The organism is Pseudomonas sp. B22(2017), from assembly GCF_002113105.1.
Taxonomy (GTDB): Bacteria; Pseudomonadota; Gammaproteobacteria; order Pseudomonadales; family Pseudomonadaceae; genus Aquipseudomonas; species Aquipseudomonas asiatica.
The window spans coordinates 20,055-42,917 of record NZ_NEJN01000017.1; the positions used below are offsets into that span (position 1 = coordinate 20,055).

At 64.5% G+C, this 22,863-nt stretch carries 20 protein-coding genes and 4 tRNA genes; 5 read left to right on the plus strand and 19 right to left on the minus strand.

What is annotated here, in order from left to right; translation table 11 throughout:
* Positions 1-8: 8 nt before the first annotated feature.
* The 3 genes from CAG18_RS24030 to CAG18_RS24040 are packed head-to-tail and all read right to left on the minus strand — an operon-like array spanning position 9 to position 2,745.
* Positions 9-887: a rhomboid family intramembrane serine protease gene (locus CAG18_RS24030; protein WP_085721701.1), complete on the minus strand. Its 879-nt coding sequence runs from the start codon at positions 885-887 to the stop codon at positions 9-11.
* Positions 884-1,855 (minus strand): metallophosphoesterase, encoded by a 972-nt coding sequence (locus CAG18_RS24035; protein WP_013971625.1) that lies wholly within the window; start codon positions 1,853-1,855, stop codon positions 884-886. The genes CAG18_RS24030 and CAG18_RS24035 overlap by 4 nt, the downstream gene beginning before the upstream one ends.
* Entirely contained in the window at positions 1,855-2,745 is an 891-nt protein-coding gene (locus tag CAG18_RS24040) for an NAD(+) kinase (protein WP_013971624.1), read from the minus strand. Before CAG18_RS24040 ends, CAG18_RS24035 begins: the two co-directional genes overlap by 1 nt.
* A gap of 88 nt (positions 2,746-2,833) precedes the next feature.
* On the opposite strand from CAG18_RS24040, the gene CAG18_RS24045 reads away from it, so the two are divergent.
* Positions 2,834-3,766: a DUF1853 family protein gene (locus CAG18_RS24045; RefSeq protein ID WP_085721702.1), complete on the plus strand. Its 933-nt coding sequence runs from the start codon at positions 2,834-2,836 to the stop codon at positions 3,764-3,766.
* Between the two features lie 224 nt (positions 3,767-3,990).
* Complete coding sequence (locus tag CAG18_RS24050; RefSeq protein ID WP_003260150.1) at positions 3,991-4,536, plus strand: cytochrome b; 546 nt, start codon at positions 3,991-3,993, stop codon at positions 4,534-4,536.
* Here the strand turns inward: CAG18_RS24050 and CAG18_RS24055 are convergent.
* Positions 4,527-5,417, minus strand: coding sequence for a 1-aminocyclopropane-1-carboxylate deaminase/D-cysteine desulfhydrase (locus tag CAG18_RS24055; protein ID WP_085721703.1), 891 nt, complete (start codon positions 5,415-5,417; stop codon positions 4,527-4,529). The two genes, CAG18_RS24050 and CAG18_RS24055, sit on opposite strands and share 10 nt — an antisense overlap.
* A gap of 153 nt (positions 5,418-5,570) precedes the next feature.
* Positions 5,571-7,607, minus strand: a complete 2,037-nt coding sequence (locus CAG18_RS24060) for an NADPH-dependent 2,4-dienoyl-CoA reductase (RefSeq protein ID WP_015269443.1) — start codon at positions 7,605-7,607, stop codon at positions 5,571-5,573.
* Positions 7,608-7,798: 191 nt separating this feature from the next.
* Here CAG18_RS24060 and CAG18_RS24065 point away from each other — a divergent pair, with 191 nt between their 5' ends.
* A complete protein-coding gene (locus CAG18_RS24065) occupies positions 7,799-8,917 on the plus strand; it encodes a nitrilase-related carbon-nitrogen hydrolase (protein ID WP_013971619.1) in 1,119 nt (372 codons plus the stop codon).
* Positions 8,918-8,921: 4 nt separating this feature from the next.
* A complete protein-coding gene (locus tag CAG18_RS24070; protein WP_015269441.1) occupies positions 8,922-9,962 on the plus strand; it encodes an AraC family transcriptional regulator in 1,041 nt (346 codons plus the stop codon).
* 350 nt (positions 9,963-10,312) lie between these two features.
* Here the strand turns inward: CAG18_RS24070 and CAG18_RS24075 are convergent, their stop codons facing one another.
* The gene (locus CAG18_RS24075; protein WP_085721704.1) at positions 10,313-11,722 is read right to left on the minus strand and encodes a PLP-dependent aminotransferase family protein; all 1,410 of its coding nucleotides are present in this window, start codon (positions 11,720-11,722) and stop codon (positions 10,313-10,315) included.
* A 121-nt stretch (positions 11,723-11,843) separates the two neighbouring features.
* On the opposite strand from CAG18_RS24075, the gene CAG18_RS24080 reads away from it, so the two are divergent.
* Positions 11,844-12,713: a DMT family transporter gene (locus CAG18_RS24080; RefSeq protein WP_013971616.1), complete on the plus strand. Its 870-nt coding sequence runs from the start codon at positions 11,844-11,846 to the stop codon at positions 12,711-12,713.
* A gap of 207 nt (positions 12,714-12,920) precedes the next feature.
* Here the strand turns inward: CAG18_RS24080 and CAG18_RS24085 are convergent, their stop codons facing one another.
* The 13 genes from CAG18_RS24085 to CAG18_RS24145 all read right to left on the minus strand — a co-directional run bounded on the left by CAG18_RS24085 (position 12,921) and on the right by CAG18_RS24145 (position 22,825).
* Complete coding sequence (locus CAG18_RS24085) at positions 12,921-13,760, minus strand: DUF2242 domain-containing protein (protein WP_085721705.1); 840 nt, start codon at positions 13,758-13,760, stop codon at positions 12,921-12,923.
* 200 nt (positions 13,761-13,960) lie between these two features.
* Positions 13,961-14,037, minus strand: a tRNA-Asp gene (locus CAG18_RS24090).
* Positions 14,038-14,178: 141 nt separating this feature from the next.
* Positions 14,179-14,255 (minus strand) — tRNA-Asp (locus CAG18_RS24095).
* Between the two features lie 99 nt (positions 14,256-14,354).
* Positions 14,355-14,431 (minus strand) — tRNA-Asp (locus tag CAG18_RS24100).
* Positions 14,432-14,496: 65 nt separating this feature from the next.
* A tRNA-Val gene (locus tag CAG18_RS24105) sits at positions 14,497-14,572 on the minus strand.
* Between the two features lie 229 nt (positions 14,573-14,801).
* Positions 14,802-15,575 carry an SDR family oxidoreductase gene (locus tag CAG18_RS24110; RefSeq protein WP_013971614.1) on the minus strand — a complete coding sequence of 258 codons (774 nt, stop codon included), beginning with the start codon at positions 15,573-15,575 and terminating at the stop codon, positions 14,802-14,804.
* Positions 15,572-16,783 (minus strand): O-succinylhomoserine sulfhydrylase, encoded by a 1,212-nt coding sequence (locus tag CAG18_RS24115; RefSeq protein ID WP_085721706.1) that lies wholly within the window; start codon positions 16,781-16,783, stop codon positions 15,572-15,574. Before CAG18_RS24115 ends, CAG18_RS24110 begins: the two co-directional genes overlap by 4 nt.
* Before the next feature lie 16 nt (positions 16,784-16,799).
* On the minus strand, positions 16,800-18,305 hold the full coding sequence (gene purF, locus CAG18_RS24120; RefSeq protein WP_013971613.1) for an amidophosphoribosyltransferase: 1,506 nt from the start codon (positions 18,303-18,305) through the stop codon (positions 16,800-16,802).
* 42 nt (positions 18,306-18,347) lie between these two features.
* The gene (locus CAG18_RS24125; RefSeq protein ID WP_013971612.1) at positions 18,348-18,905 is read right to left on the minus strand and encodes a CvpA family protein; all 558 of its coding nucleotides are present in this window, start codon (positions 18,903-18,905) and stop codon (positions 18,348-18,350) included.
* A gap of 228 nt (positions 18,906-19,133) precedes the next feature.
* Complete coding sequence (locus CAG18_RS24130; protein ID WP_085721707.1) at positions 19,134-19,799, minus strand: SPOR domain-containing protein; 666 nt, start codon at positions 19,797-19,799, stop codon at positions 19,134-19,136.
* A complete protein-coding gene (gene folC, locus CAG18_RS24135; RefSeq protein ID WP_085721708.1) occupies positions 19,783-21,090 on the minus strand; it encodes a bifunctional tetrahydrofolate synthase/dihydrofolate synthase in 1,308 nt (435 codons plus the stop codon). Before folC ends, CAG18_RS24130 begins: the two co-directional genes overlap by 17 nt.
* Entirely contained in the window at positions 21,090-21,983 is an 894-nt protein-coding gene (gene accD, locus CAG18_RS24140; protein ID WP_013971609.1) for an acetyl-CoA carboxylase, carboxyltransferase subunit beta, read from the minus strand. The genes folC and accD overlap by 1 nt, the downstream gene beginning before the upstream one ends.
* Positions 21,984-22,204: 221 nt before the next feature.
* The gene (locus CAG18_RS24145; RefSeq protein WP_085721709.1) at positions 22,205-22,825 is read right to left on the minus strand and encodes a phosphoribosylanthranilate isomerase; all 621 of its coding nucleotides are present in this window, start codon (positions 22,823-22,825) and stop codon (positions 22,205-22,207) included.
* Positions 22,826-22,863: the final 38 nt, after the last annotated feature.

Consider the following 22,863-nt stretch of genomic DNA (forward strand, 5'->3'; position numbering starts at 1 on the left):
CTCCTGATTCAAGCCGACAGTTTACGCCGGGCCAGCGCCCCACCCAAGAGCCCGGTCAGGCATCCGATGAGCAGCCCGCCGACGTGGGCAGCGTTGGCGATCTGGCCAAGGCCCAGGGTGTCGATCACGCCGCTCAGGCACACCACCAGCCAGATCAGCATCATCACTAGCACGCCCTTGGGCAGGTTGAAGTAACGGTCGGGTGCCAGCCACTGGTACAGCCAGATGTGCCCGAGCAGGCCGTACAGCACGCCGGACAGGCCGCCGAACAGGCTCGGCCCGCTGCTGTAATGCTGGGCCAGGTTGGACACCAGGCTGAACAGCAGGGTCAGGCCCAGCAGCGCCCACGGGCCCTGGCGCAGTTCGATGCGTTTGCCCAGCTCCCAGTACCACAGGCTGTTCATGGCCAGGTGCAGCACGCCGAAATGCAGCAGCATGGGCGATACCAGGCGCCACCACTGGCCTTGGTCCAGGCTTTGCGCCAGCGGGTTGAAGTACAGGTAGTCGCCCTGGACGCGGAAATCGAGGAAGGTGAACCAGCTGATGGTGGTGAAATTGTCGCCAAGGCCGGTGAGGCCGGCGACGATGAAGCACAGCAGCAGGGTGATAGTGGTGACTTTGCAGGCTTTGGCCTGTTCTGCCAGGGAGGGCCCTTTCGCGGGCTCGCCCGCTCCCACAGGATCGGTGGTGGCCGGCAGGTCGGCGTTGCCGTCGGGGTAGCGCTGGTAGAGTTCGCGGACGTCTGCGGCCAGGGTGTCGGGGGCCCAGAGCACCTGGGCATCGCCCTCCTCGCTGACCCGGTGCGGCACCTGCAAGCGCTGCAGCAGGTGAACGAAGCCGCTGAGGTCGACCGACAGCGGCAGGCGCATCACTTCGATAATGTTCATTGGTTGGCCTGTGGGCGGTCGACGTCGACCCAGACGAACTTGTGCGGGTCGATGCGGGTTTCATCATCCAGCCGGTAGGCTGCCAGCTTGCCATAGAGCACGGCGCTGTAGTCCAGGCAGGCCAGGTTGGCGCGGATCGGCGCCGGGCGGCCGCTGCGCCAGTAATGGCCGACGAACAGCATGGGCTCGTCTTCGGCATAGCGCAGCAAGGCGTTCTTCTGGCTGTGACTGAGCGGGGTGCTGGCCACTTCCGCGGGCAGGGCGTCTGGCTGGAACACGATGTCGCCGTAGGTTTGCGGGTCTTCTTCCCAGAACTTGGTACGGAAGAAGGCACGGGTCAGGCCGTCGCCACCGGTGAGGGTCAGGCCGTCCGGCAGGCGCATGTCGGTACCGCGCAGCAGGCGGTTGCACACGGTGGCGGCAAAGCTGCCGTTCACCGCCGAGGCCTGGATGAAGTGTTCGTCGATGCGCCCGTCGGGGTACTGCTGGCGCAGCGGCTCGATCAGCCGCGGGTCCCAGCAGGCATGCACCAGGCGGAAACGCCCGGCGTCGACGAACAGCGGCAATTCGTAGAACCAGTTGACGAAGTCGTGCCAGTCAGCGGGGTGGTGGGCGAACTGGGTCAGGGTTTCGTCGATCAGCCGGGCGTGGCGTGGCGTATGCTCGCGCACAAAGGCCTTGCCGCTGCCAGGCAGTGCCGGGGTGACCCAGCCCAGCGCGTTGTACTCGTGGTTGCCCATGATGCAGAACGCCTGGCCGGCCTCGACCATGTCGTGGACGATGTGCAGCGCCTCGCGGATGCGTGGCCCGCGGTCGACGATGTCGCCAAGGAACAGCGCCTGGCGCCGCGGGTGGCGCCACACGCCTGCCACACGCTTGTAACCGAGGGCGTCGAGCAGGCGTTCAAGGGTCAGCGCACAACCGTGCACGTCACCGATGATGTCGAAACTACGCGCCGGATCGAGCATCAGTCGTCCCTGCTCCCCAGCCGGCTGCCCCAGCCGAGCTTGGTGCGGCAGACCTCGTAGTAATTGTGGTCCAGCGGGTGGATCAGGCGCAGCTTCTGCGGTTTCTTGCTCACCGTGATGGTGTCGCCGGGGGCACAGGTGAAGTGGTTCTGGCCGTCACAGGATACCTGCGGGTAGATCTGCAGGTCCTTGGACACCACGATCTTCAGTTCGCTGTTGCCGTCGACCACGATCGGCCGGCCTGACAGGGTGTGCGGGTACATCGGCACGATGACGATGGCGTCGAGCTTGGGGTGCATGATCGGGCCGCCGGCCGACAGCGCGTAGGCGGTGGAGCCGGTGGGGGTGGCGACGATCAGGCCGTCGGCCTTCTGGCTGCAGACGAACTGGCCATCGATGTAGATCTCGAACTCGATCATGCGCGTGGACTTGCCCGGGTGCAGCACCACATCGTTCAGCGCATCACCCTGGCCGATGGCTTCGTTGTGGCGGCGTACCTCGGCCTGCAGCAGGAAGCGGTTTTCCACCAGGTAGTGGCCGTCGAGCACTTCGGCGACCTTCTCTTCCAGCTCGTCGGGGCGGATGTCGGTGAGGAAGCCCAGGTTGCCACGGTTGATGCCCAGCACCGGAATGTTGTGCCGGGCCAGGGCGCGGGCGGCGCCCAGCAGGCTGCCGTCGCCGCCGACCACGATGACCAGGTCACAGACCTCGCCCAGCAGCTTGCGGGTGGAAGTTTGCAGGCCATGGCCAGGCAACACTTCGGCGATGGTGTCCTCGAGGATCACGTGCAGGTGGCGCTCGATAAGAAATTTTTTCAGTCGGCGAATGGTGTCGAGCACCTGGGAGCTGCCAAGGCGGCCAATGATACCGATATTGCGAAATTGCTCCATGGGGCTCCTGCGAGGCTCTGCGGCGGGTGACTATGCCGCGATTATGGGCGAAACCACCGGGTAGCGGCAAACCGGCTATGCTCGCAGGATGATGCCATTCGCCCTGCTCCACGACCTGCCCCGGCAGCTACGCCGCCCCAACGTGCGCGACCTGGCCTGGGCCCTGCTGTCGCCCCCGTTGCTCAGCGCCCCGCCCTGCCCCCAGCGCCACCCGCTGGCGGGTAGCCTGTGGGCGGACCAGCCACAGCGCCTGGCAGACTGGCTGCGGGCGCTGGATGACGATGATCGCCCACTGCGCGACTGGCTGGCGCAGCTAGGCAGCCGGCGCCTGGGGCACTACTACGAACGGCTGTGGCAATTCGCCCTGGGCCAGGCCCCGGGCATCGAACTGCTGGCGGCCAACCTGGCGATTCGCGAAGGCGGGCGCACCCTGGGCGAGCTGGATGTGGTGCTGCGCGACCGCGATGGTGTGCACCACCTGGAACTGGCCATCAAGCTGTACCTGGGTCCGGAACACCCCGGGCACGACCCCGACACCTGGCTAGGGCCAGGCTGCCATGACCGACTGGGAAGCAAACTGGCGCACCTCGCACGGCACCAGTTGCCCATGTCGGCGGGGGCGCACAGCCGCGAGGTGCTGGCCCGGCTGGGGGTGGAGCAGGTGCAGGCGCATGTGTGGCTGGGTGGCTATCTGTTCTACCCGTGGCCCGGGCATGCGCAGCCACCACAGGGCGCCAACCCGCAGCACTTGCGCGGGCGCTGGCTGCGGCGGCGGGACTGGGTCATGGGCGAAGGTGAGCAATGGCAGCCGCTGCAACGGCATGCCTGGCTGGCGCCGGCGCGGGTCGAGGCGCATGAGTGCTGGGCGGTGGAGCAGTTTGCGGCGTGGCTGCATTTGCTGGAACGGCAGGCTCCGGCGCAGTTGCTGGTGAGGTTGGAGCAAGAGGCTGACGGGGCGTGGCAGGAGGCCGAGCGGGTGTTTCTGGTGGCTGACAGTTGGCCATTTACATCCAAGGCATGATGCAGGCTGTTCCGGCCTCTTCGCGGGCTTGCCCGCTCCCACAGGTACTGCACAGGTCTCTGGCTCAGCGCTGTGCCTGTGGGAGCGGGTTCACCCGCGAAAGGACCGGTGCAGACAACACAATTTTCACAGACCTGGCGCAAAGATTTGTTACCCCGTAGCCACTACAGTACTTCCTGAGCGCCGGCAAGAGCGCTATTCCGACCTGATGACGAGGACCGATCATGGTTTCATCCACCCCCGCGACCCATTACGCGCGCCTGTCCATCGCCCTGCACTGGCTGATGCTGGTGCTGCTGGCCGCTGTCTACGCCCTAATCGAACTGCGTGGCCTGTTCCCCAAGGACAGCGTCGAACGCAACCTGATGAAGGACCTGCACTTCATGCTCGGGCTCAGCGTGTTCGTGCTGGTCTGGTTGCGCCTGGCCATCCGCCTGAGCCGCCCGACTCCACCCATCGTGCCCAAGCCTGCGGCCTGGCAGACCGGCCTCGCGCACCTGATGCACCTGGCATTGTACCTGCTGATGATCATCCTGCCGCTGGCCGGCTGGCTGATCCTCAGCGCCGCCGACAAACCAGTGCCGTTCTTCGGCCTGGAGCTGCCGCACCTGATCGGCCCGAACCCGGATCAGGCCAAGTTCATCAAAGGCTGGCATGAACGCATCGGCAGCTGGGGCTACTGGCTGATCGGCCTGCACGCGCTGGCCGGGCTCTATCACCACTATGTGCAGCGCGACAACACGCTGCTGCGCATGCTGCCCTACAAGTAACCGCGCCGGCCCTGCAGGCCGCCGGTGTGCACCACGATCAGGCGGGTGCCGGGCGCGAACAGCCCGGCCTCGACCTTCTCACGCAGGGCCAGCAGGGCCTTGCCGGTGTAGAGGGCTTCGAGCGGCACGCCGGTGTGCCGCTCGCAATCAGCGATGAACGCCAGCAGATCAGCGTCGAATTTGCCGAAACCGCCACGGCAGGCGTCGTGCAGCTTGTAGCCATGCGCGCCGGCCAGTGCTGCTACCGCCTCCGGCACGCCATGGTCCCTGGGTACCGCCAATGCACCATGCACCACATGTGCGCCCGCCTCGGCCATTACCAGACCGGCCAGGGTAGTCCCCGTTCCGGCAGCCAGCCACCAGGCGTCGTAGCCCGACCAGCCCAACGCCGCGATCTGTGCCCGTGCCTGCTGCATGATCAGCGCGCAGCCCTGTGCACCGGCAAGCCCGCCTCCCCCTTCGGAGATGCAGTGCCAACCCGGGTAGCGTGCCTGCCAAGGGTCCCAGAAACCCGCTTGGTTTCGTGCGCGGTAGCCGCCATAGCCCAGCCAGTGCAGTTCCATGCCCAGCGCCTGCAGGTCACGCACGGTTGGCGTGTCCTGGGCGTGACCACGCAGCAGGCCGGCGGTGGCGAAGCCGAAGCGCTTGCCGGCAGCGGCCAGGGCGTGCAGGTGATTGGAATGGTTGCCGCCGAGGCTGATCAGGCCCGAGGCGTTGCTGGCGCTGGCCTGTTGCAGGTGATGGCGTAGCTTGAACCATTTGTTGCCGCTGATCAGCGGATCGATCAGGTCCAGGCGCAGGATGGCGGCTTCTACCTGGGCTTGTTGGAGCCAGGGCAGGGTCAGGGGCTGCAGGGGGGGTTGGGGGAGGTCAAATTGCATCGCGCGAGTTTACCAGTGAACGCCTGGGGGCTGCTTTGCAGCCCATCGCCGGCAAGCCGGGCTCCCACAGGTACAGCGCCAACCTCAAGCATCACGCTGTACCTGTGGGAGCCCGGCTTGCCGGCGATGGGCCGCAAAGCGGCCCCGGCGATCTCAGAGCTCAGCCGCCAATCTCGAACCCTGGTTGATCGCCCGCTTGGCATCCAGCTCGGCCGCCACATCGGCCCCACCAATCAGGTGCACCGACTGCCCCGCCGCCACCAGCCCGTCCTGCAGCTCGCGCAGCGGTTCCTGCCCGGCACAGATCACTACGTTGTCCACCGCCAGTACCTGCGGCTCGCCATCGGCCACGCGAATGTGCAGGCCCGCATCGTCGATGCCCAGGTACTCGACGCTGTTGAGCATCTGCACCCGCTTGTTCTTCAACCCGGTGCGGTGAATCCAGCCAGTGGTCTTGCCCAGGCCGTCACCCACCTTGGATTTCTTGCGCTGCAACAGGTACACCTGCCGCGCCGGGGCATGCGGCTCGGCCTTGATCCCGGCCACGCCACCACGCGCCTGCAGATGGGTGTCGATACCCCACTCCTTCCAGAACGCCTCTCGGTCCTGGCTGGTGGCAACGCCCTGATGCACCAGGTACTCGGAAACGTCGAAACCGATGCCACCCGCGCCAATCACCGCGACAGCCTTGCCCACCGGCTTGCGCTCGAGCAGCACGTCGAGGTAGCTGAGCACCTTGGCATGCTCGACACCGGGGATGGCCGGTGTGCGCGGGGCGATGCCGGTGGCCAGGATGATCTCGTCGTAGCCACCGTCCACCAGGGACTGCACATTGACCCGGGTGTTCAGGCGCAAGTCCACGCCCGTGCTTTTGACCTTGTTGCGGAAGTAACGCAGGGTTTCATGGAACTCTTCCTTTCCCGGTACCCGCTTGGCCACATTGAACTGCCCGCCGATCTCGCTGGCGGCATCGAACAGGGTCACCGCGTGGCCGCGCTCGGCCGCCACCGTGGCCGCCGCCAGGCCGGCCGGGCCTGCGCCGACCACGGCAATGCGCTTCACGGTGCGCACAGGCAGGTAGTTGAGCTCGGTCTCGTGGCAGGCACGCGGGTTGACCAGGCAACTGGTCAGCTTGCCGCCGAAAGTATGGTCCAGGCAGGCCTGGTTGCAGCCGATGCAGGTGTTGATCTCGTCGCCGCGGCCAGCAGCGGCCTTGTTGACGAAGTCCGGGTCGGCCAGGAACGGACGTGCCATCGAGACCATGTCGGCATCGCCTTCGGCCAGCACCGCCTCGGCCACCTCCGGAGTATTGATGCGGTTGGTGGTGATCAGCGGAATGTTCACCACGCCGCGCAACTTGGCGGTGACCTTGCTGAATGCCGCGCGCGGCACCTTGGTGGCAATGGTCGGTATACGCGCTTCGTGCCAGCCGATGCCGGTATTGATCAACGTCGCGCCGGCCTTCTCGATGGCCTTGGCCAGCAGCTCGATTTCATCCCAGGTGCTGCCGCCCTCGATGAGATCGAGCATCGACAGGCGGAAGATGATGATGAAATTCGGCCCGACCGCGCCGCGCACCCGGCTGACGATCTCCACCGCCAGGCGCATGCGGTTTTCATAACTGCCACCCCAGCGGTCGGTGCGGTGGTTGGTGTGGGCGGCGAGGAACTGGTTGATGAAGTAGCCTTCCGAACCCATGATCTCGACGCCGTCGTAACCGGCGCGCTGGGCCAGCACCGCGCAATTGACGAAGTCGGCGATCTGCTTCTCGATACCCGCCTCGTCCAGTTCCTTGGGCTTGAACGGGTTGATTGGCGCCTGGATCGCGCTGGGCGCCACCTGGCGCGGGCTGTAGGCGTAGCGCCCGGCATGCAGGATCTGCAGGCAGATCTTGCCGCCGGCAGCGTGTACCGCCTCGGTGACGATGCGGTGCTTGTCGGCTTCTTCCTCGGTGCTGAGCTTGGCCGCCCCGGAATACACCCCACCCTCATCGTTGGGCGCGATGCCGCCGGTGACCATCAGGCCGACGCCACCGCGGGCGCGCTCGGCAAAGTACGCCGCCATACGCTCGAAGCCGCCCGGGCGCTCTTCGAGGCCGGTGTGCATCGAGCCCATCAGGGTGCGGTTGCGCAAGGTAGTGAAGCCCAGGTCCAGCGGTGCGAGCAGGTGCGGGTAGCGGTCGGCGGCCATGGAAAGGTCCCCAGGTGGCGTATTCACGGAATGCGGGTGCCTCACCGGCTGGCGGACCCCGTCGTTTGTCTGCCTGCGACATTAAACAGACGTTTGAACGGGCTCAATGATCGAAACTGACAAGTTATTGATCCTCGCGCACAGCGCGACTACCCTAGGAAACTCTTGTTTCCAAGGCGCTGTCCTGCTTCATGCGAAAACTCCTGGCAAGCGCCCTGGCGCTGGTGATGATCGCCGCCCTCTGCGGCTACGGTTTCTGGACCCAGCAGCGCCCGGAAGGCCATTACCTGTCCGACCTGCGCATCGAACTAGCGCTGAACCATGGCGTGCCGGGCGAGCACGGCAACCTGCTTGGCGTCGAACCGCTGCTGTTCCCGGGCGACTACCAGAACCTGCAGCGCCTGCACCGCAAGCTCGCGGCCTACCTGGAGCAAGCCCGCACCCAAGGGCTGGTCGGCCCGCGCACGGTGGTGGTGCTACCCGAGCACATCGGCACCTGGCTGTGGGCGCGTGGCGAAAAGAACGAGCTTTATCAAGTCACGCAAAGCCGCGAAGCCCTGCAATGGCTGGAACTGAGCAACCCGCTGCGCTATGGCCTGGCCATGCTCCGTGCCGACGGGGACGACTGGCGCGCCGACGCGCACCTGCGCATGAAAGCCGAGCAGATGGCTGCGGACTACCAGCAACTGTTCGGTGGCCTGGCCAAGGAATTCAATGTCACCCTGGTGGCCGGCTCCATCGTACTGCCCGCCCCCTACGTGAAACAGGGCGTGCTGCATGCCGGCAGCGGCCCGCTGTTCAACAGCAGCGTGGTGTTCGCCGGCGACGGCTCGCTGCTGGGCCAACCGCAACGCCAGCAGTTCCCCGACAGCGAAATGCGCCGCTATGTACATGATGGCCGCCAGCACCCGCTGCAGGTATTGCAAACCCCTGCCGGGCGCCTGGGCGTGCTGGTGGGCAGCGACAGCTGGTACCCGGAAAACCACCAACAACTGGCCCAACAGGCAGTACAACTGATCGCCAACCCGGTGTTCCTCAGCGGCAAGGGCAGCTGGCAAGCGCCCTGGCGCGGCAATCGCCATCAGGATGCCAGCGCCGGGCTGCCCTTGCGGCGCGGCGAAGTCAGCGAACAGGCTGCATGGCAGCGACTGACCCAATCGGCCGGAACCAGCGTCAGCAGCATGAGCGTGTTCATGCGTGGGCAGTTCTGGGAACAGGGCAGCGACGGCCAGGGCTTTGCCCGCCAGGCGGGTGAATTGCTGGCAGGCACCCCCAGCCCTGGAGCCCGCCTGTTGAACCTGTGGTTGTAAGCCCATGGCCCGCCCCCGCGTGCGCCTGGGTGACCTGTCGGTTGGTTTTGTCCAGCCGCTGACCGAGGCCCTGCGTGAACTGGGCCACGACCCCGAGCCGCTGCTGCGCCGCTATGGCCTGGACGCGGCACGCCTGGGCGAAGCCGGTGCGCGCTTGTCGATCCCGCGCTACATGCACCTTGGGCACGCTGCCATCGAGCTGTGCGGCGAGGCCGCACTGGGCCTGCACATGGGGCGCCTGAGCCGCCTGGCGCATGCCGGCCTGGCCGGGGTCACCGCTGCCCAGGCACCGAACCTGGGCGAGGCGGCACGTACCCTGTTGCGCTTTGAGCCGCTGTATGCGGCCAACTACCGAGGCCACTCCAGTTTTCAGGAAGATGCCCAGGGCGCCTGGCTGCGCTTCTACTCCATCAGCCCCTACAACGCTTACAACCGTTTCGTGGTCGATTCGCTACTTGCCGGCTGGCTCGCCCAGCTTGCCGACCTGGCCGGTACGGCGGTGCAGGCCGAACATATGGACATCGAGTTCGCCGCACCCGCCTATGCCGCGCGCTACCAGCCGCTGTGCAGCACACCCGTGCAGTTCGCGGCCGCTGGTAACCAGCTGCGCCTGAGCCGGGCCACGCTGCAGCTGGCCAACCCCAGGCATTGCCCGAGCACCTGGCAGCACCTGCTACAGCTGTGCGAGGCGGAAATGCTGCAGCGTACGCGGGTGCGCAGCCTGGGTGAGCGCATTACCCACCTGCTGGGCCCGTTGCTAAATGGTGGCCGTGAACCGGACCTGGAAGAAGTGGCGCTGCACCTGCAACTGCCGACCTGGACCTTGCGCCGCAAACTGGCCGAGGAAGGCACGCGCTTTCGCGACCTGCTCAGTGAAACACGGCGCGACCTGGCCGAGACCTATATTCGCGATACGGAGTTGGCCTTCGGCGAGATTGCCTATCTGCTGGGGTTTGCGTCGGCCGAGGCCTTCCAGCGCGCGTTCAAGCGCTGGACGGGCCTTACACCGGGAGAGTTTCGCCGCAGCCAGCGGCGGGCGGGCTAGAGCTCTGTAGCGTCGTCAGCCGGTTCCGGGGTGTCCAGTTCATAAGCCTGGAATTCGAGAAGTTCTTCTTGGTATTCGTCCATAGCCCTAAGCCCTCTTCACTCATTTTTCCTGGTAACTGTCGCCTCACCCTAGGCAGGAAGGATGAAGGAATCATGACAAGCTTATGATCCGGTGCCCAGCAATCGTTAGCCCCGTGCTACTTGATATTAGCCGTTTGTAGGTCATGCAGGCTTTATACGGCAGGCCCAAGCCGAACTACGCGTGCGCAGTGCTGGCTGCGCTCCCTCGTGCAGTGCGCAAGCATGCCATAGCCATTTCTGTCGCCGCAGGTGTGCCCCATGACAAGCTCAGCCAGGCACTAAGTGCTCTGGCGACTGCGCACTCAGCGCCCTTTTCAACACTTCGTAGAGTTTGCCGTCACCCGATTGAGCAACGTTGAAGCGCAGGAAATCCCCCGCCGTCATGGACTGGCTGAACGCATTACCGGGCGCCAGCACTACACCTTCATTCAGGCAGGCCCTGGCCAGCGTTGCTGCATCCTTGCCTTGAGGGAGTTGGCACCAGAGGTACATGCCTGCCTGGGGAATCATCCACGGCTTGATACCAATGGCCTGAAGCCTCGGCACCGTTCTGTCCATTGCCTCGCCTAACCGGTGGCGGACACCTTCCATGTGTTTTCGGTACCCGCTATCCGTAATCGCTTGATAGATGATGTCCGCGGCCAAGCGTCCGCCGCCGAAGGTGGTCGCGATCTTCAGGTCGACCAGGCTCTCGATCCATTCACCACGGGCGGCGATGTAGCCGCATCGGATTGAAGCAGAGATGGTCTTGGAAAAGCTGCCTATCTGAATCACACGCGAGAGGCCGTCGAAGGCAGACAGCCGTGGCGCGGGCGTATTCTCGAAATCCGCGAAGATGTCGTCCTCCACGATCACCAGGCTAGAGGTGTCGGCCAGCTTCAGCAGCCTGTGCGCGGTGACCGGGGACAGGCTGGCCCCGGTTGGGTTGTGGATGCCGGAATTGGTGATGTACAACCTGGGTGCGTGCCTGAGCAGGGCTGCGCCGAACGCCTCGATGTCCGGGCCCGTGTGCGTGTAGGGTACCCCGACAATGTTCACCCTGTGGGCTTTGAGCAGTGCGTGAAAATTGAAATAGCAGGGGTCGTCGACCAGGACCGTGTCCCCCGGTTCCAGCAGAAAACGGCAAATCAGGTCGATGGCGTGGGTGCCCGATTCGGTGAGCATGATCTGTTCCAGCGGGGCTTCGATGCCGATGCCAGCCAGCCGTCGCGACAGGAACTGCCTGAGCGGCGGATGCCCGAGCGGCGACGCGTACTCGGCCAGTTTTACCGTGTCGGAACGGGCAGCGACTCGCAGCGCTTTACGCATGCCGGCTTCGTACATCCAGGAGGCAGGCAGCCACCCGCACCCTGGTTTCAGCGCATCGCTGGAGGTTTCAAGAGACTGGCGCGAGATCCACAGCGGGTCGACCTCACGATCGAGCCTGGGGCCGAGTTCGGTCAGTGCCAAGGGCGCCACGGGCCCTGCCACGTAGTAGCCAGAGCCAGGGCGGGCGCTGAGCACCCCCTCTGCCATCAACCGTTCATAGGCCTCAAGTACGGTAGAAACCGATACCTGCATGGCCTGCGCCATTGCCCGGACCGAAGGGATCCGCGCACCGGGCGTGTAGGTCCGGGAGGCTATCCTCGCCTGCACCTCACCCATGACGGTCCGAATCAGCGTTCCACTGCGTTTCATCGCACCTTCAACTGTGCTGGATTAATGTGCATAACAGTTCGGTCAAACTGTATTGGATTGTACATGGCCTTGGTGAACGCGTCAGTGATGTACTGAACCCAGACTTATCGAGGACTGGGCGATGGAAAAATCAACAAGCGGATGGATCAACGGCTTCATAGGCGTCGCCATCTTCGCCGGCTCGCTGCCGGCCACCCGTGTGGCAGTGACGGCCTTCGAACCGACGTTCCTGACCTGTGCCAGGGCAACGATTGCCGCTCTGTTGGGGGCGCTTTTCTTGCTTGTGCTGCGCCAGCCTCGCCCTGAACGCGGTGACCTGTGGTCATTGGCGGTAACAGCGTTGGGCGTGGTAATCGGTTTCCCGCTGCTGACGGCACTGGCCCTGCAGCATGTAACCTCTGCGCATTCCATTGTCTTTGTCGGGCTGCTGCCGCTGTGTACCGCAGGGTTTGCCGTGCTGCGGGGCGGTGAGCGACCTCGGCCACTGTTCTGGTTGTTCTCGTTGACGGGTGCCGGAATCGTCGTTGGTTATGCGCTTATGAATGGTGGGGAGGCATCGGCGCTGGGCGATTTACTGATGATGGCGGCGGTCATCGTCTGTGGGTTGGGTTATGCCGAAGGGGCGCGGCTGTCGCGGACGTTGGGGGGTTGGCAGGTGATCAGTTGGGCGTTGCTGGTGGCGTTGCCGCTGATGCTACTACTGACAATCACTAATCTTCCGACACCAGATGCCTTCGCCAAAGTAAGCGCCCCTGCGTGGTTCAGCCTCGGCTACGTTTCACTGTTCAGCATGCTGATCGGTTTTGTGTTCTGGTACCGAGGGCTGGTCCAGGGTGGCATTGCAGCAGTGGGCCAGTTGCAACTCTTTCAGCCGTTCATGGGGCTTGGGCTGGCAGCGTTGCTGCTGCACGAACAGGTCAGCTGGATGATGCTTGTGGTGACGCTGGGGGCTGTCATCTGTGTTGCCGGGGCCAAGAAGTACGCCTTGTAGATGTCGATCCAGAAAAAAGCGCATTGGGAAGGCTTCGCCAAGCCGCAGCGCGCCTTGGGGACCTCCGTAAGCTGTTCGCACCGGGGCAGTTGCACAGCACAGGGCCAAGTTCATGGGCACGGAGGATTTTGCCCCATGGCGGTACTGCGCAGATGTTGAGAACTGCGTAGTACCTGTGGGAGCGGGTTTACCCCTACAGGCAAGCCATCAGAGGGCGGGGGACGCGGGCTCAGCGGCCTCGGCAGGCTGTGCTTGCTGTTGTACTTCAATAGGCGCAGCCTCAGCCGGCGGTGCCACTGGCTGCGAGCCCTGGCTGTCATCCAGCACCGGCGCTGCTACCGCCTCGCTGGCCGGGGCTACAGGGGCCGGGGCTGGCGCCGCATCAACCAAAGGCTCAGCAACCGGGGCCGGTGCCACCGGCGCTGCGGCGGCCGGCTCCGGCAGCCCCAAGGCAGCCGCTGGCGCGTCGACCTGCTGTGCGGGCTCCTCGACCTTGGCCTTGCTCTCCTGCCTAGCCTTGGGCTTTGGCAAGTAGCTCTCAACCAAGGCGAAATAGCGATCATAGAACTGCGCCGCTGTCACAGTCTCGCTGGCCACCTTGACCATCGAGTCGTCGCTGGAGCCGATCGGCATCGATACCGACCCCAGTACACCAACGCCCAGGCTGGCGGAGGTGTTAGACTTTTTCAGGGCGTAGCGGTCCTGCAGGGCGTTGGCAAACATGGTCGAACGCTGCTCGTCGCTTACATCCGGCGCACAGGTGACGTTGAAACTGATCTGCAGGTGGTTCTCGCTGTTCTGCTGGAAGCTCTTGTTGCCCACCACCTGGTTGGCGCCGCTGCTGGTGATGATGTAACCCTGGCTGAGCAAGGCGCGTCGGGCGGCCTCGCAGGAGCCGGCATCGCTCACCGGGAAGCTGCGCGAGAAGGTGCCCGAGTCATCGAAGTTCTCGTGCTCGTAGACGGCGGCTTTTTTCGAGGAACAACCGGTCACGCCCGCCAGCACCAGGGCCAGCCCGAGCGCACCAAAGACGGAAGATCTGGTCATTGCGAATTCCGGGTAAGTCAAGAAGGTGCCTATTGTGCAACACAGCAGGCAGGCACAGGAACCGCTGATCGGTGAAGAGTCTGTCAGGTTCGTGTAAATCTGGGTCAAGGGCGGCAATTGCCAGACGCAGAAACGAAAAAAGCGACCCTAAGGTCGCTTTCTCGTTGCTTCGAGACGTTCAAGGGGCCTCGAAGTGAAGATGGCGCAGCGGACGGGACTCGAACCCGCGACCCCCGGCGTGACAGGCCGGTATTCTAACCGACTGAACTACCGCTGCGTATCATTCAGGCTTGCGCCCGATTGAAACCTGGGTCTACCCTTCCGGCGTGATGGCCTCAGGACAGGCACAAAAAAAGCGATAACGTGATCGCTTCTTTTGTGTTTGCTTCAAGGTGTTCAAGGGACCTTGAAACGAAGATGGCGCAGCGGACGGGACTCGAACCCGCGACCCCCGGCGTGACAGGCCGGTATTCTAACCGACTGAACTACCGCTGCGTATCGTTCAGGCTTTCGCCCGATTGAAACTGGGATCAGCCCAAGGCGTTTACCTTGTGGCTTCAGACCGGTGCCAGGCACCCATCTGATACTGAAAAATGGCGCAGCGGACGGGACTCGAACCCGCGACCCCCGGCGTGACAGGCCGGTATTCTAACCGACTGAACTACCGCTGCGCAGCGCGTTCCTCTCTGGCTATCGGTTCTTGCGAAACCTGAAGCACCAGGAACATCTCAGGAAGTGGTGGGTGATGACGGGATCGAACCGCCGACCCTCTGCTTGTAAGGCAGATGCTCTCCCGGCTGAGCTAATCACCCTCGCGATGTTGCTTGTTGCGTTTGCTTCGCTGAGGCCGCGAAATTTACGCAGGTGGCGAAGCTAAGTCAATAGCCCCATTGAATTTTTTTCAGAAAATAGCAAAAGCCTGTGGCGGCCTCTTCGCGGGTAAACCCGCTCCCACAGGTACTGCACAGGCCTTGAGAACTGCGCAGTACCTGTGGGAGCGGGTTTACCCGCGAAGAGGCCGGTACAGGATATGCAGAATGCTCAGGTGTAGATCATCTTGCGGGTCATGCCGCCATCGACCACGAACTCCTGGCCGGTGACGAACGCCGCTTGCCGAGACAACAGCCAGGCAACCATGGCCGCCACGTCTTCCACCGTCCCTACCCTGCCCGTCGGGTGCTGGGCATGGTCCGCCTCGGTCAACGGCTCGGCACGGCGCTGCGACGGATCACGGGCATCGATCCAGCCCGGGCTCACCGCATTGACGCGAATCTCCGGGCCCAGGCTCATGGCCAAGGCATGGGTCAAGGCCACCAGGCCGCCCTTGCTCGCTGCGTAGGCCTCGGTATCGGGCTCGGACTGCCGCGCCCGGGTGGAGGTGAGATTGACGATCGCCCCATTGTGCGCACGCAGGTACGGCGCACAATGCTTGGCCAGCAGCATCGGGCCGTTGAGGTTGACCGCCAGCACCCGGTTCCACTGCGCCAGGCTCAGGCTTTCCAGGGTCTGGTTGTGCGGGTTGGCGATGGCCGCATTGCACACCAGCGCGTCCAGGCGACCAAACTGCCCCAGCACCTCCGACACCCCGGCGCTGACCTGGGCCTCGTCGGCAACGTCCATGGTGATGAACCAGGCATTGTCACCCAGCGCCTTGGCCGCCTTTGCGCCGCGCTGGCGGTCAAGGTCGCTGAGCACCACCTGCCAGCCTTCGCAGATCAACCAGGCGGCAATACCCAGGCCGATGCCGCGTGCGGCACCGGTCACCAGGGCTACCCGGCCGTTATGGCCGGGCGTACCGCCGCGGATTTCAATCACAGTGCCGCCAACCCGCGCGCCAGGTCGGCCTGCAGGTCGGCCACATCTTCCAGGCCCACGGCAACCCGGATCAGGCTGTCGCGGATACCCGCGGCCTCACGCTCCTGCGGCGTCAGACGACCGTGGGAGGTGGTGGCCGGGTGGGCGATGGTGGTCTTGCTGTCACCCAGGTTGGTGGTGATGGAAATCACCCGGGTAGCGTCGATGAAGCGCCAGGCGCCTTCTTTGCCACCCTTCACCTCGAAGCTGACCACCGCACCGAAGCCACTCATCTGGCGCTTGGCCAGTTCGTGCTGCGGGTGGCTCGGCAGGCCGGCGTAATGCACCTTCTCCACGCCCTCCTGCTGCTCCAGCCATTCGGCCAGCAGCTGGGCGCTTTCGCAGTGCGCACGCATGCGCAGGCGCAGGGTTTCCAGGCCCTTGGTGAAGATCCAGGCGTTGAACGGGCTGAGGGTGGGGCCTGCGGTACGCAGGAAGCCCACCACTTCTTTCATCTGCTCGGCACGGCCGGCAACCACGCCACCCATGCAGCGGCCCTGGCCGTCGATGAACTTGGTGGCCGAGTGGAACACGATGTCGGCACCCAGCTTCAGCGGCTGCTGCAGCGCCGGGGTGCTGAAGCAGTTGTCCACCACCAGCATGGCGCCGTGGGCATGGGCGATTTCGCTGAGCGCGGTGATATCGACCAGCTCTGCCAGCGGGTTGGACGGCGATTCGACGATCAGCAGCTTGGTATTGGCCTTGATGGCCTTTTCCCAGCCGGCGAGGTCGACCAGCGGCACGTAGTCCACCTGCAGGCCAAAGCGCTTGAAGTACTTCTCGAACAGGCTGATGGTCGAGCCGAACACGCTCTGCGAAACCAGCACATGGTCACCGGCACTGCACAGCGACATCACCACGGCGAGGATCGCCGCCATGCCGGTGGAGGTGCCCACAGCCTGCTCCGCGCCTTCCATGGCCGCCAGGCGCTCCTCGAAGGCACGCACCGACGGGTTGGTGTAGCGCGAATAGACGTTGCCCGGCGTTTCGCCGGCAAAGCGTGCGGCCGCATCGGCAGCCGTGCGGAACACATAGCTGGAGGTCAGGAACAGCGCTTCGCTGTGCTCGGCCTCCGGTGTACGGTTTTGACCAGCGCGCACCGCCAGGGTGTCGAAACCGACACCCTCGAGGTCACTGTCCAGTCGTCCGGCATCCCATTGATCCGTCATGCCGTCGCTCCCGAAATCAGTTGTTGTAGAGGTCGATGATCGCACTGACCGCCTGGTTCTTGGCCTTGGCCAGGTCGTTACGAGCCTGCTCGATGCGGTCGAGGTAGGCTTCGTCGATATCGCCAGTGACATACTCACCGTTGAACACGGCACAATCGAACTGATCGATCTTGATCTTGCCGCCACCGACCGAGTCGATCAGGTCCGGCAGGTCCTGGTAGACCAGCCAGTCGGCGCCAATCAACTCGGCCACCTGTTCGGTGGTACGGTTGTGGGCGATCAGTTCGTGAACACTCGGCATGTCGATGCCGTAGACGTTGGGGTAGCGCACGGCAGGAGCTGCGGAGCAGAAGTAGACGTTCTTGGCGCCGGCTTCACGGGCCATCTGGATGATCTGCTTGCAGGTGGTGCCGCGCACGATCGAGTCGTCCACCAGCATCACGTTCTTGCCGCGGAACTCCAGTTCGATGGCATTGAGCTTCTGGCGTACCGATTTCTTGCGCGCGGCCTGGCCTGGCATGATGAAGGTACGGCCGATGTAGCGGTTCTTGACGAAACCTTCGCGGAACTTCACGCCCAGACGGTTGGCCAGCTCCAGGGCCGCGGTGCGGCTGGTGTCCGGGATCGGGATGACCACGTCGATGTCATGCTCGGGACGTTCGCGCATGATCTTGTCGGCCAGTTTTTCACCCATGCGCAGACGGGCCTTGTACACCGACACACCATCCATGATCGAGTCCGGACGGGCCAGGTAGACATGCTCGAAGATGCACGGCTGCAGCTTTGGTGCTTCGGCGCACTGCTTGGTGTACAACTGGCCTTCTTCGGTGATGTACACCGCTTCGCCCGGCGCCAGGTCGCGGATCAGGGTGAAGCCGAGGACGTCCAGGGCCACGCTTTCCGAAGCGATCATGTATTCCACGCCTTCGTCGGTGTGACGCTGGCCGAACACCACCGGGCGGATGCCGTTGGGGTCGCGGAAGCCGACGATGCCGTAGCCGGTGATCATCGCCACCACGGCGTAACCGCCAACGCAGCGGCTGTGCACGTGGGAAACCGCGGCGAACACGTCTTCTTCGGTCGGCTGCAGCTTGCCACGCACCGCCAGCTCATGGGCGAACACGTTCAGAAGTACTTCCGAGTCGGAGTTGGTGTTGACGTGGCGCAGGTCGGACTCGTAGATCTCCTTGGCCAGCTGCTCGACGTTGGTCAGGTTGCCGTTGTGTGCCAGGGTGATGCCATACGGCGAGTTGACGTAGAACGGCTGCGCCTCGGCCGAGGTCGAGCTGCCCGCCGTCGGGTAGCGCACGTGGCCGATACCGATGCTGCCGACCAGGCGCTGCATGTGGCGCTGCTGGAACACGTCGCGCACCAGGCCATTATCCTTGCGCAGGAACAACCGGCCGTCATGGCTGGTCACGATACCGGCAGCGTCCTGGCCGCGGTGCTGGAGGACCGTAAGCGCGTCATACAGCGCCTGATTGACGTTCGACTTACCGACGATACCGACGATGCCACACATGCGACGCAACCCCTACTTTGACGAAACTTGAGTGAATAGTGCTCAGGGCTTTGCCGGCCCGAGCAACTGTTCCTTGAACGGAAGATCAGCTGGAGTGCCGATCAGCCCACTGGGTGTCCACTGGCCGGTAAAACCCAGGATCAGGTTTTTCGACCAGTCGGCAACCAAGAGAAATTGTGGTATCAGGCGTGATTCCTGCCACCAGGTGTCTTGTTGAACCGGCCCCAGGCTGATCAGCCCGATGGCCACCACCACCAGCAAGGCCCCGCGCGCGGCGCCGAAGGCCATGCCCAGGAAACGATCGGTGCCGGACAGCCCGGTCACGCGAATCAGCTCGCCGATGAGGAAGTTGATCATGGCCCCCACCAGCAAGGTGGCGACGAAAAGAATGGCGCAGCCGGCGATGACGCGCATCGACGGCGTCTGGATGTAGCTTTCAAGATACACCGAGAGCGAACCGCCGAACATCCAGGCAACCGCGCCGGCAATGATCCAGATGAGCAAGGACAAGGCTTCCTTGACGAAGCCGCGCTTGAGACTGATCAGTGTGGAGACGGCGATGATCGCGATGATCGCCCAATCAACCAAGGTAAATGCCACGGTGTTGCCTGCAGACGTTTGAGGCGGCGCATTTTAACAGAGCGGCGGGCTGGGAGTAAGCGGAATGTCGGGTGGATTAGCATGCGCACTTCTGTAGGAGCGGCCTTGTGTCGCGATCGGGCCGCACAGCGGCCCCAAGGGTCTCGGACACAGCCAAAATCGCCGGGGCCGCCATGCGGCCCGATCGCGACACAAGGCCGCTCCTACAAGGGCCCGAGTCAGCCAGACTCAGCTGCGCTCAGGCTGGAAGCGCACCACGAAACCCTTGAGGCTGTTCTGGCGGTTGATGGCGTCGCGCACGCGCTCGGCCTCGGCCCGCTCGATCAGCGGCCCCACGTACACGCGGTTCATGCCACCCGCCGAGCGGATATAGGCGTTGTAACCCTGGCTACGCAAGGTTTGCTGCAGCTTTTCGGCCCCGGCACGGTTGGACAGGCTGGCCAACTGGATCGACCAGCTGACCGGCAGGCCATTGACGTCGATCTTCGATGGCGCCGCCGGTGCGGCCGGCTTGGCTGCCGGCTGAGGCTCGACCTTGGCCACAGGCGCCTGCGGCTTGGCAGGCTGAGGCTGGGGCTGCACCTGCACTTGAGGCTGGGTCTGCGGTGACGGTGCAATCGGCTGGCTGGGCGTGCTCGCCGGCGCGGTGGACTCGTCCACCACCACCGGTGGCTGTTGCGGCTCTTGCGCAATGGCCTGCGGCTCCGGCACGGCGACCGGCTCCACCTTCACTTCCGGCAGGCTTGGCATGGCCGGCGCCTGCGGGGCATCGACGCGCACCTGACGCATCTCGTCCTCGCGGGTGAACAGCATCGGCAGGAAAATCACCGCCAGCGCCACCAGCACCAACGCACCCACCATGCGCTGTTTCATCCCTTTATCCAGCACTGCCATCTACTCCACCCTCCTGGGCGTGCCGCGCCAGCCATTCCAGTGCCTGGGCAACACAGAAAAACGAACCGAACAGCAAGATCTGGTCATCTGCCGTTGCCTGCGCGCATTGCCCTTCAAGGGCAGCGTCGACGCTGGCATAAGACTTCACCGCGGCGCCGACGTTCGTCAAGGCCGTGGCCAGCTCCGCAGCCGGGCGGCTGCGCGGGGTATCCAGTGGCGCCACTGCCCAGTCGTCGACCAGCCCCTGCAGCGGCGCGACAACACCGTCCAGGTCCTTGTCGGCGAGCAGGCCGAACACCGCCAGGCGGCGCCCCTTCAGCGGCCGGGCCGCCAGGCGCCGGGCCAGGTACTCCGCGGCGTGCGGGTTGTGCCCGACATCCAGCAACAGTTCCACCGGCTTGCCCTGCCAGCTCAGCTGGCGACGGTCGAGGCGACCCGTGATTCGGGTATCCAGCAGCGCCTGGCGAATCTGCCCGGCGTCCCAGGGCAGACCCATCAGCAGGTAGGCCTGCAGGGCCAGCGTGGCGTTTTCCATGGGCAGGTCGAGCAAAGGCAGGCCAAGCAGCTCTACCGGCGCTCCATCAGCCGCAGTACCCCGCCAGTTCCAGCTGCCATCGGCAATGGCCAGGTCGAAGTCACGATCACGCAGGAACAGCGGCGCAGCCAGTTCGGCGGCCTTGTCCAGCAGCGGCTGAGGCGGATCCAGGTCACCGCACAGTGCCGGCTTGCCCTGACGGAAGATGCCTGCCTTCTCGAAGGCCACCAGCTCGCGGGTATCACCCAGGTAATCGACATGATCGACGCCGATGCTGGTCACCAGGGCCAGGTCGGCATCCACCACGTTCACGGTGTCCAGGCGGCCACCAAGCCCCACCTCCAGCACCACGGCATCCAGCTGCGACTGGTAGAACAACCAGAACGCGGCCAGAGTGCCCATCTCGAAGTAGGTCAGGGAAATTTCGCCCCGCGCCGCCTCGACGGCGGCGAAGGCTTCGCAAAGGCGCTCATCGCTGGCCTCTTGGCCATCGATCAGCACCCGCTCGTTATAACGCAACAGGTGCGGCGAGCTGTACACGCCAACCTTCAATCCCTGGGCACGCAGCAGCGAGGCCACGAAGGCACAGGTCGAGCCCTTGCCGTTGGTGCCGGTCACCGTCACCACACGTGGCGCCAGCTTGCCCAGCGCCAGCCGGGCAAGCACCTTCTGCGACCGCTCCAGGCCCATGTCGATGGCCGAGGGGTGCAACTGCTCGAGGTAGGCGAGCCATTCGCCCAGGGATCGTTGTTTCATCACGCGACGGCAGCCGCCTCACGCGCTTGCTCCGGGGTTTCCTGGCCGGTCATCTGCGCCAGCAGGCGGGCCAGACGCGGGCGCAGCTCGCCACGAGAGATGATCAGGTCGATGGCGCCGTGCTCCAGCAGGAACTCACTGCGCTGGAAGCCTTCCGGCAGCTTCTCGCGCACGGTCTGCTCGATCACGCGCGGGCCGGCGAAGCCGATCAGTGCCTTCGGCTCGCCGACGATCACATCACCGAGCATGGCCAGGCTGGCGGAGACACCACCGTACACAGGGTCGGTCAGTACCGAGATGAACGGGATGCCTTCTTCGCGCAGGCGCGCCAGCACGGCCGAGGTCTTGGCCATCTGCATCAGCGAGATCAGCGCTTCCTGCATGCGTGCACCGCCCGAGGCGGAGAAGCAGACCATCGGGCAGCGGTGCTCCAGGGCATAGTTGGCCGCGCGCACGAAGCGCTCGCCGACGATGGCACCCATGGAGCCGCCCATGAACGAGAACTCGAAGGCGCTGACCACGATCGGCATGCCCATCAGGGTGCCGCTCATGGAGATCAGGGCGTCCTTCTCGCCGGTTTGCTTCTGCGCGCCAGCCAGGCGGTCCTTGTACTTCTTGCCATCACGGAACTTCAGGCGATCGACCGGCTCCAGGTCGGCGCCCAGTTCGGCACGGCCATCGGCGTCGAGGAAGATGTCGATGCGCGCACGTGCGCCGATGCGCATGTGGTGGTTGCACTTGGGGCAGACATCCAGGGTCTTTTCCAGCTCCGGACGATACAGCACGGCCTCGCAGGCCGGGCATTTGTGCCACAGGCCTTCAGGCACCGAGCTCTTCTTCACCTCGGAACGCATGATCGAAGGGATCAGTTTGTCGACTAACCAGTTGCTCATGCTTTCTTTCTCCAGTATTGGCAGGCGTGGTCCGGTGTCGCCGGCCCTACCCTGCCCTTGAGCTCAAAATCTTTATGAAACGATGATGGACCGGCCGCCGGGACTACCAGCGCGCCACCCCACCGCTAATGTGTTGTGTTGCCGCCACAGGCGCAGGCGGCTGCCCCGCAGGGCTGCGAAAGCTATGGACGATGGCGCGCAGCCAGCCGTCACATCTGCCATCACGCCTGTTTCACCGCACGCATGAAGGCCTCGATCTGCGCCGCATCCTTGATGCCCTTGGCTTGCTCCACGCCGCCACTGACATCCACCGCGTACGGCCGCACCTGGGCGATGGCCTGGCCGACGTTGTCGGCAGACAGCCCGCCCGCCAGAATGATCGGCTTGCTCAGGCGCGCAGGTACCAGCGACCAGTCGAATGCTTCACCGGTGCCTCCGGGTACGCCCGGCACGTAGGTGTCCAGCAGAATGCCGCGGGCACCAGCGTAAAGCCGGCAGGCCGCCTCCAGGTCGTCGCCCGGGCGTACGCGCAGGGCCTTGATCCAGGGGCGGTGGTAGCCTTCGCAGTCCTGTGGGGTTTCGTCGCCGTGGAACTGTAGCAGGTCCAGCGGAACCACTTCGAGGATCTCGTTCAGCTCGCAGCGCGAAGCATTGACGAACAAACCGACCGTGGTCACGAACGGCGGCAGCTCGGCAATGATCGCCCGCGCCTGGCGCACGTCCACGGCGCGCGGGCTCTTGGCATAGAAGACGAAGCCGATGGCATCGGCCCCCGCTTCGGCAGCGGCCAGTGCGTCTTCGATGCGGGTAATCCCGCAGATCTTGCTGCGAACATTGCTCATGGACAGCGAACCCTGCTTGTGACGGTGAAAGGCCGGAT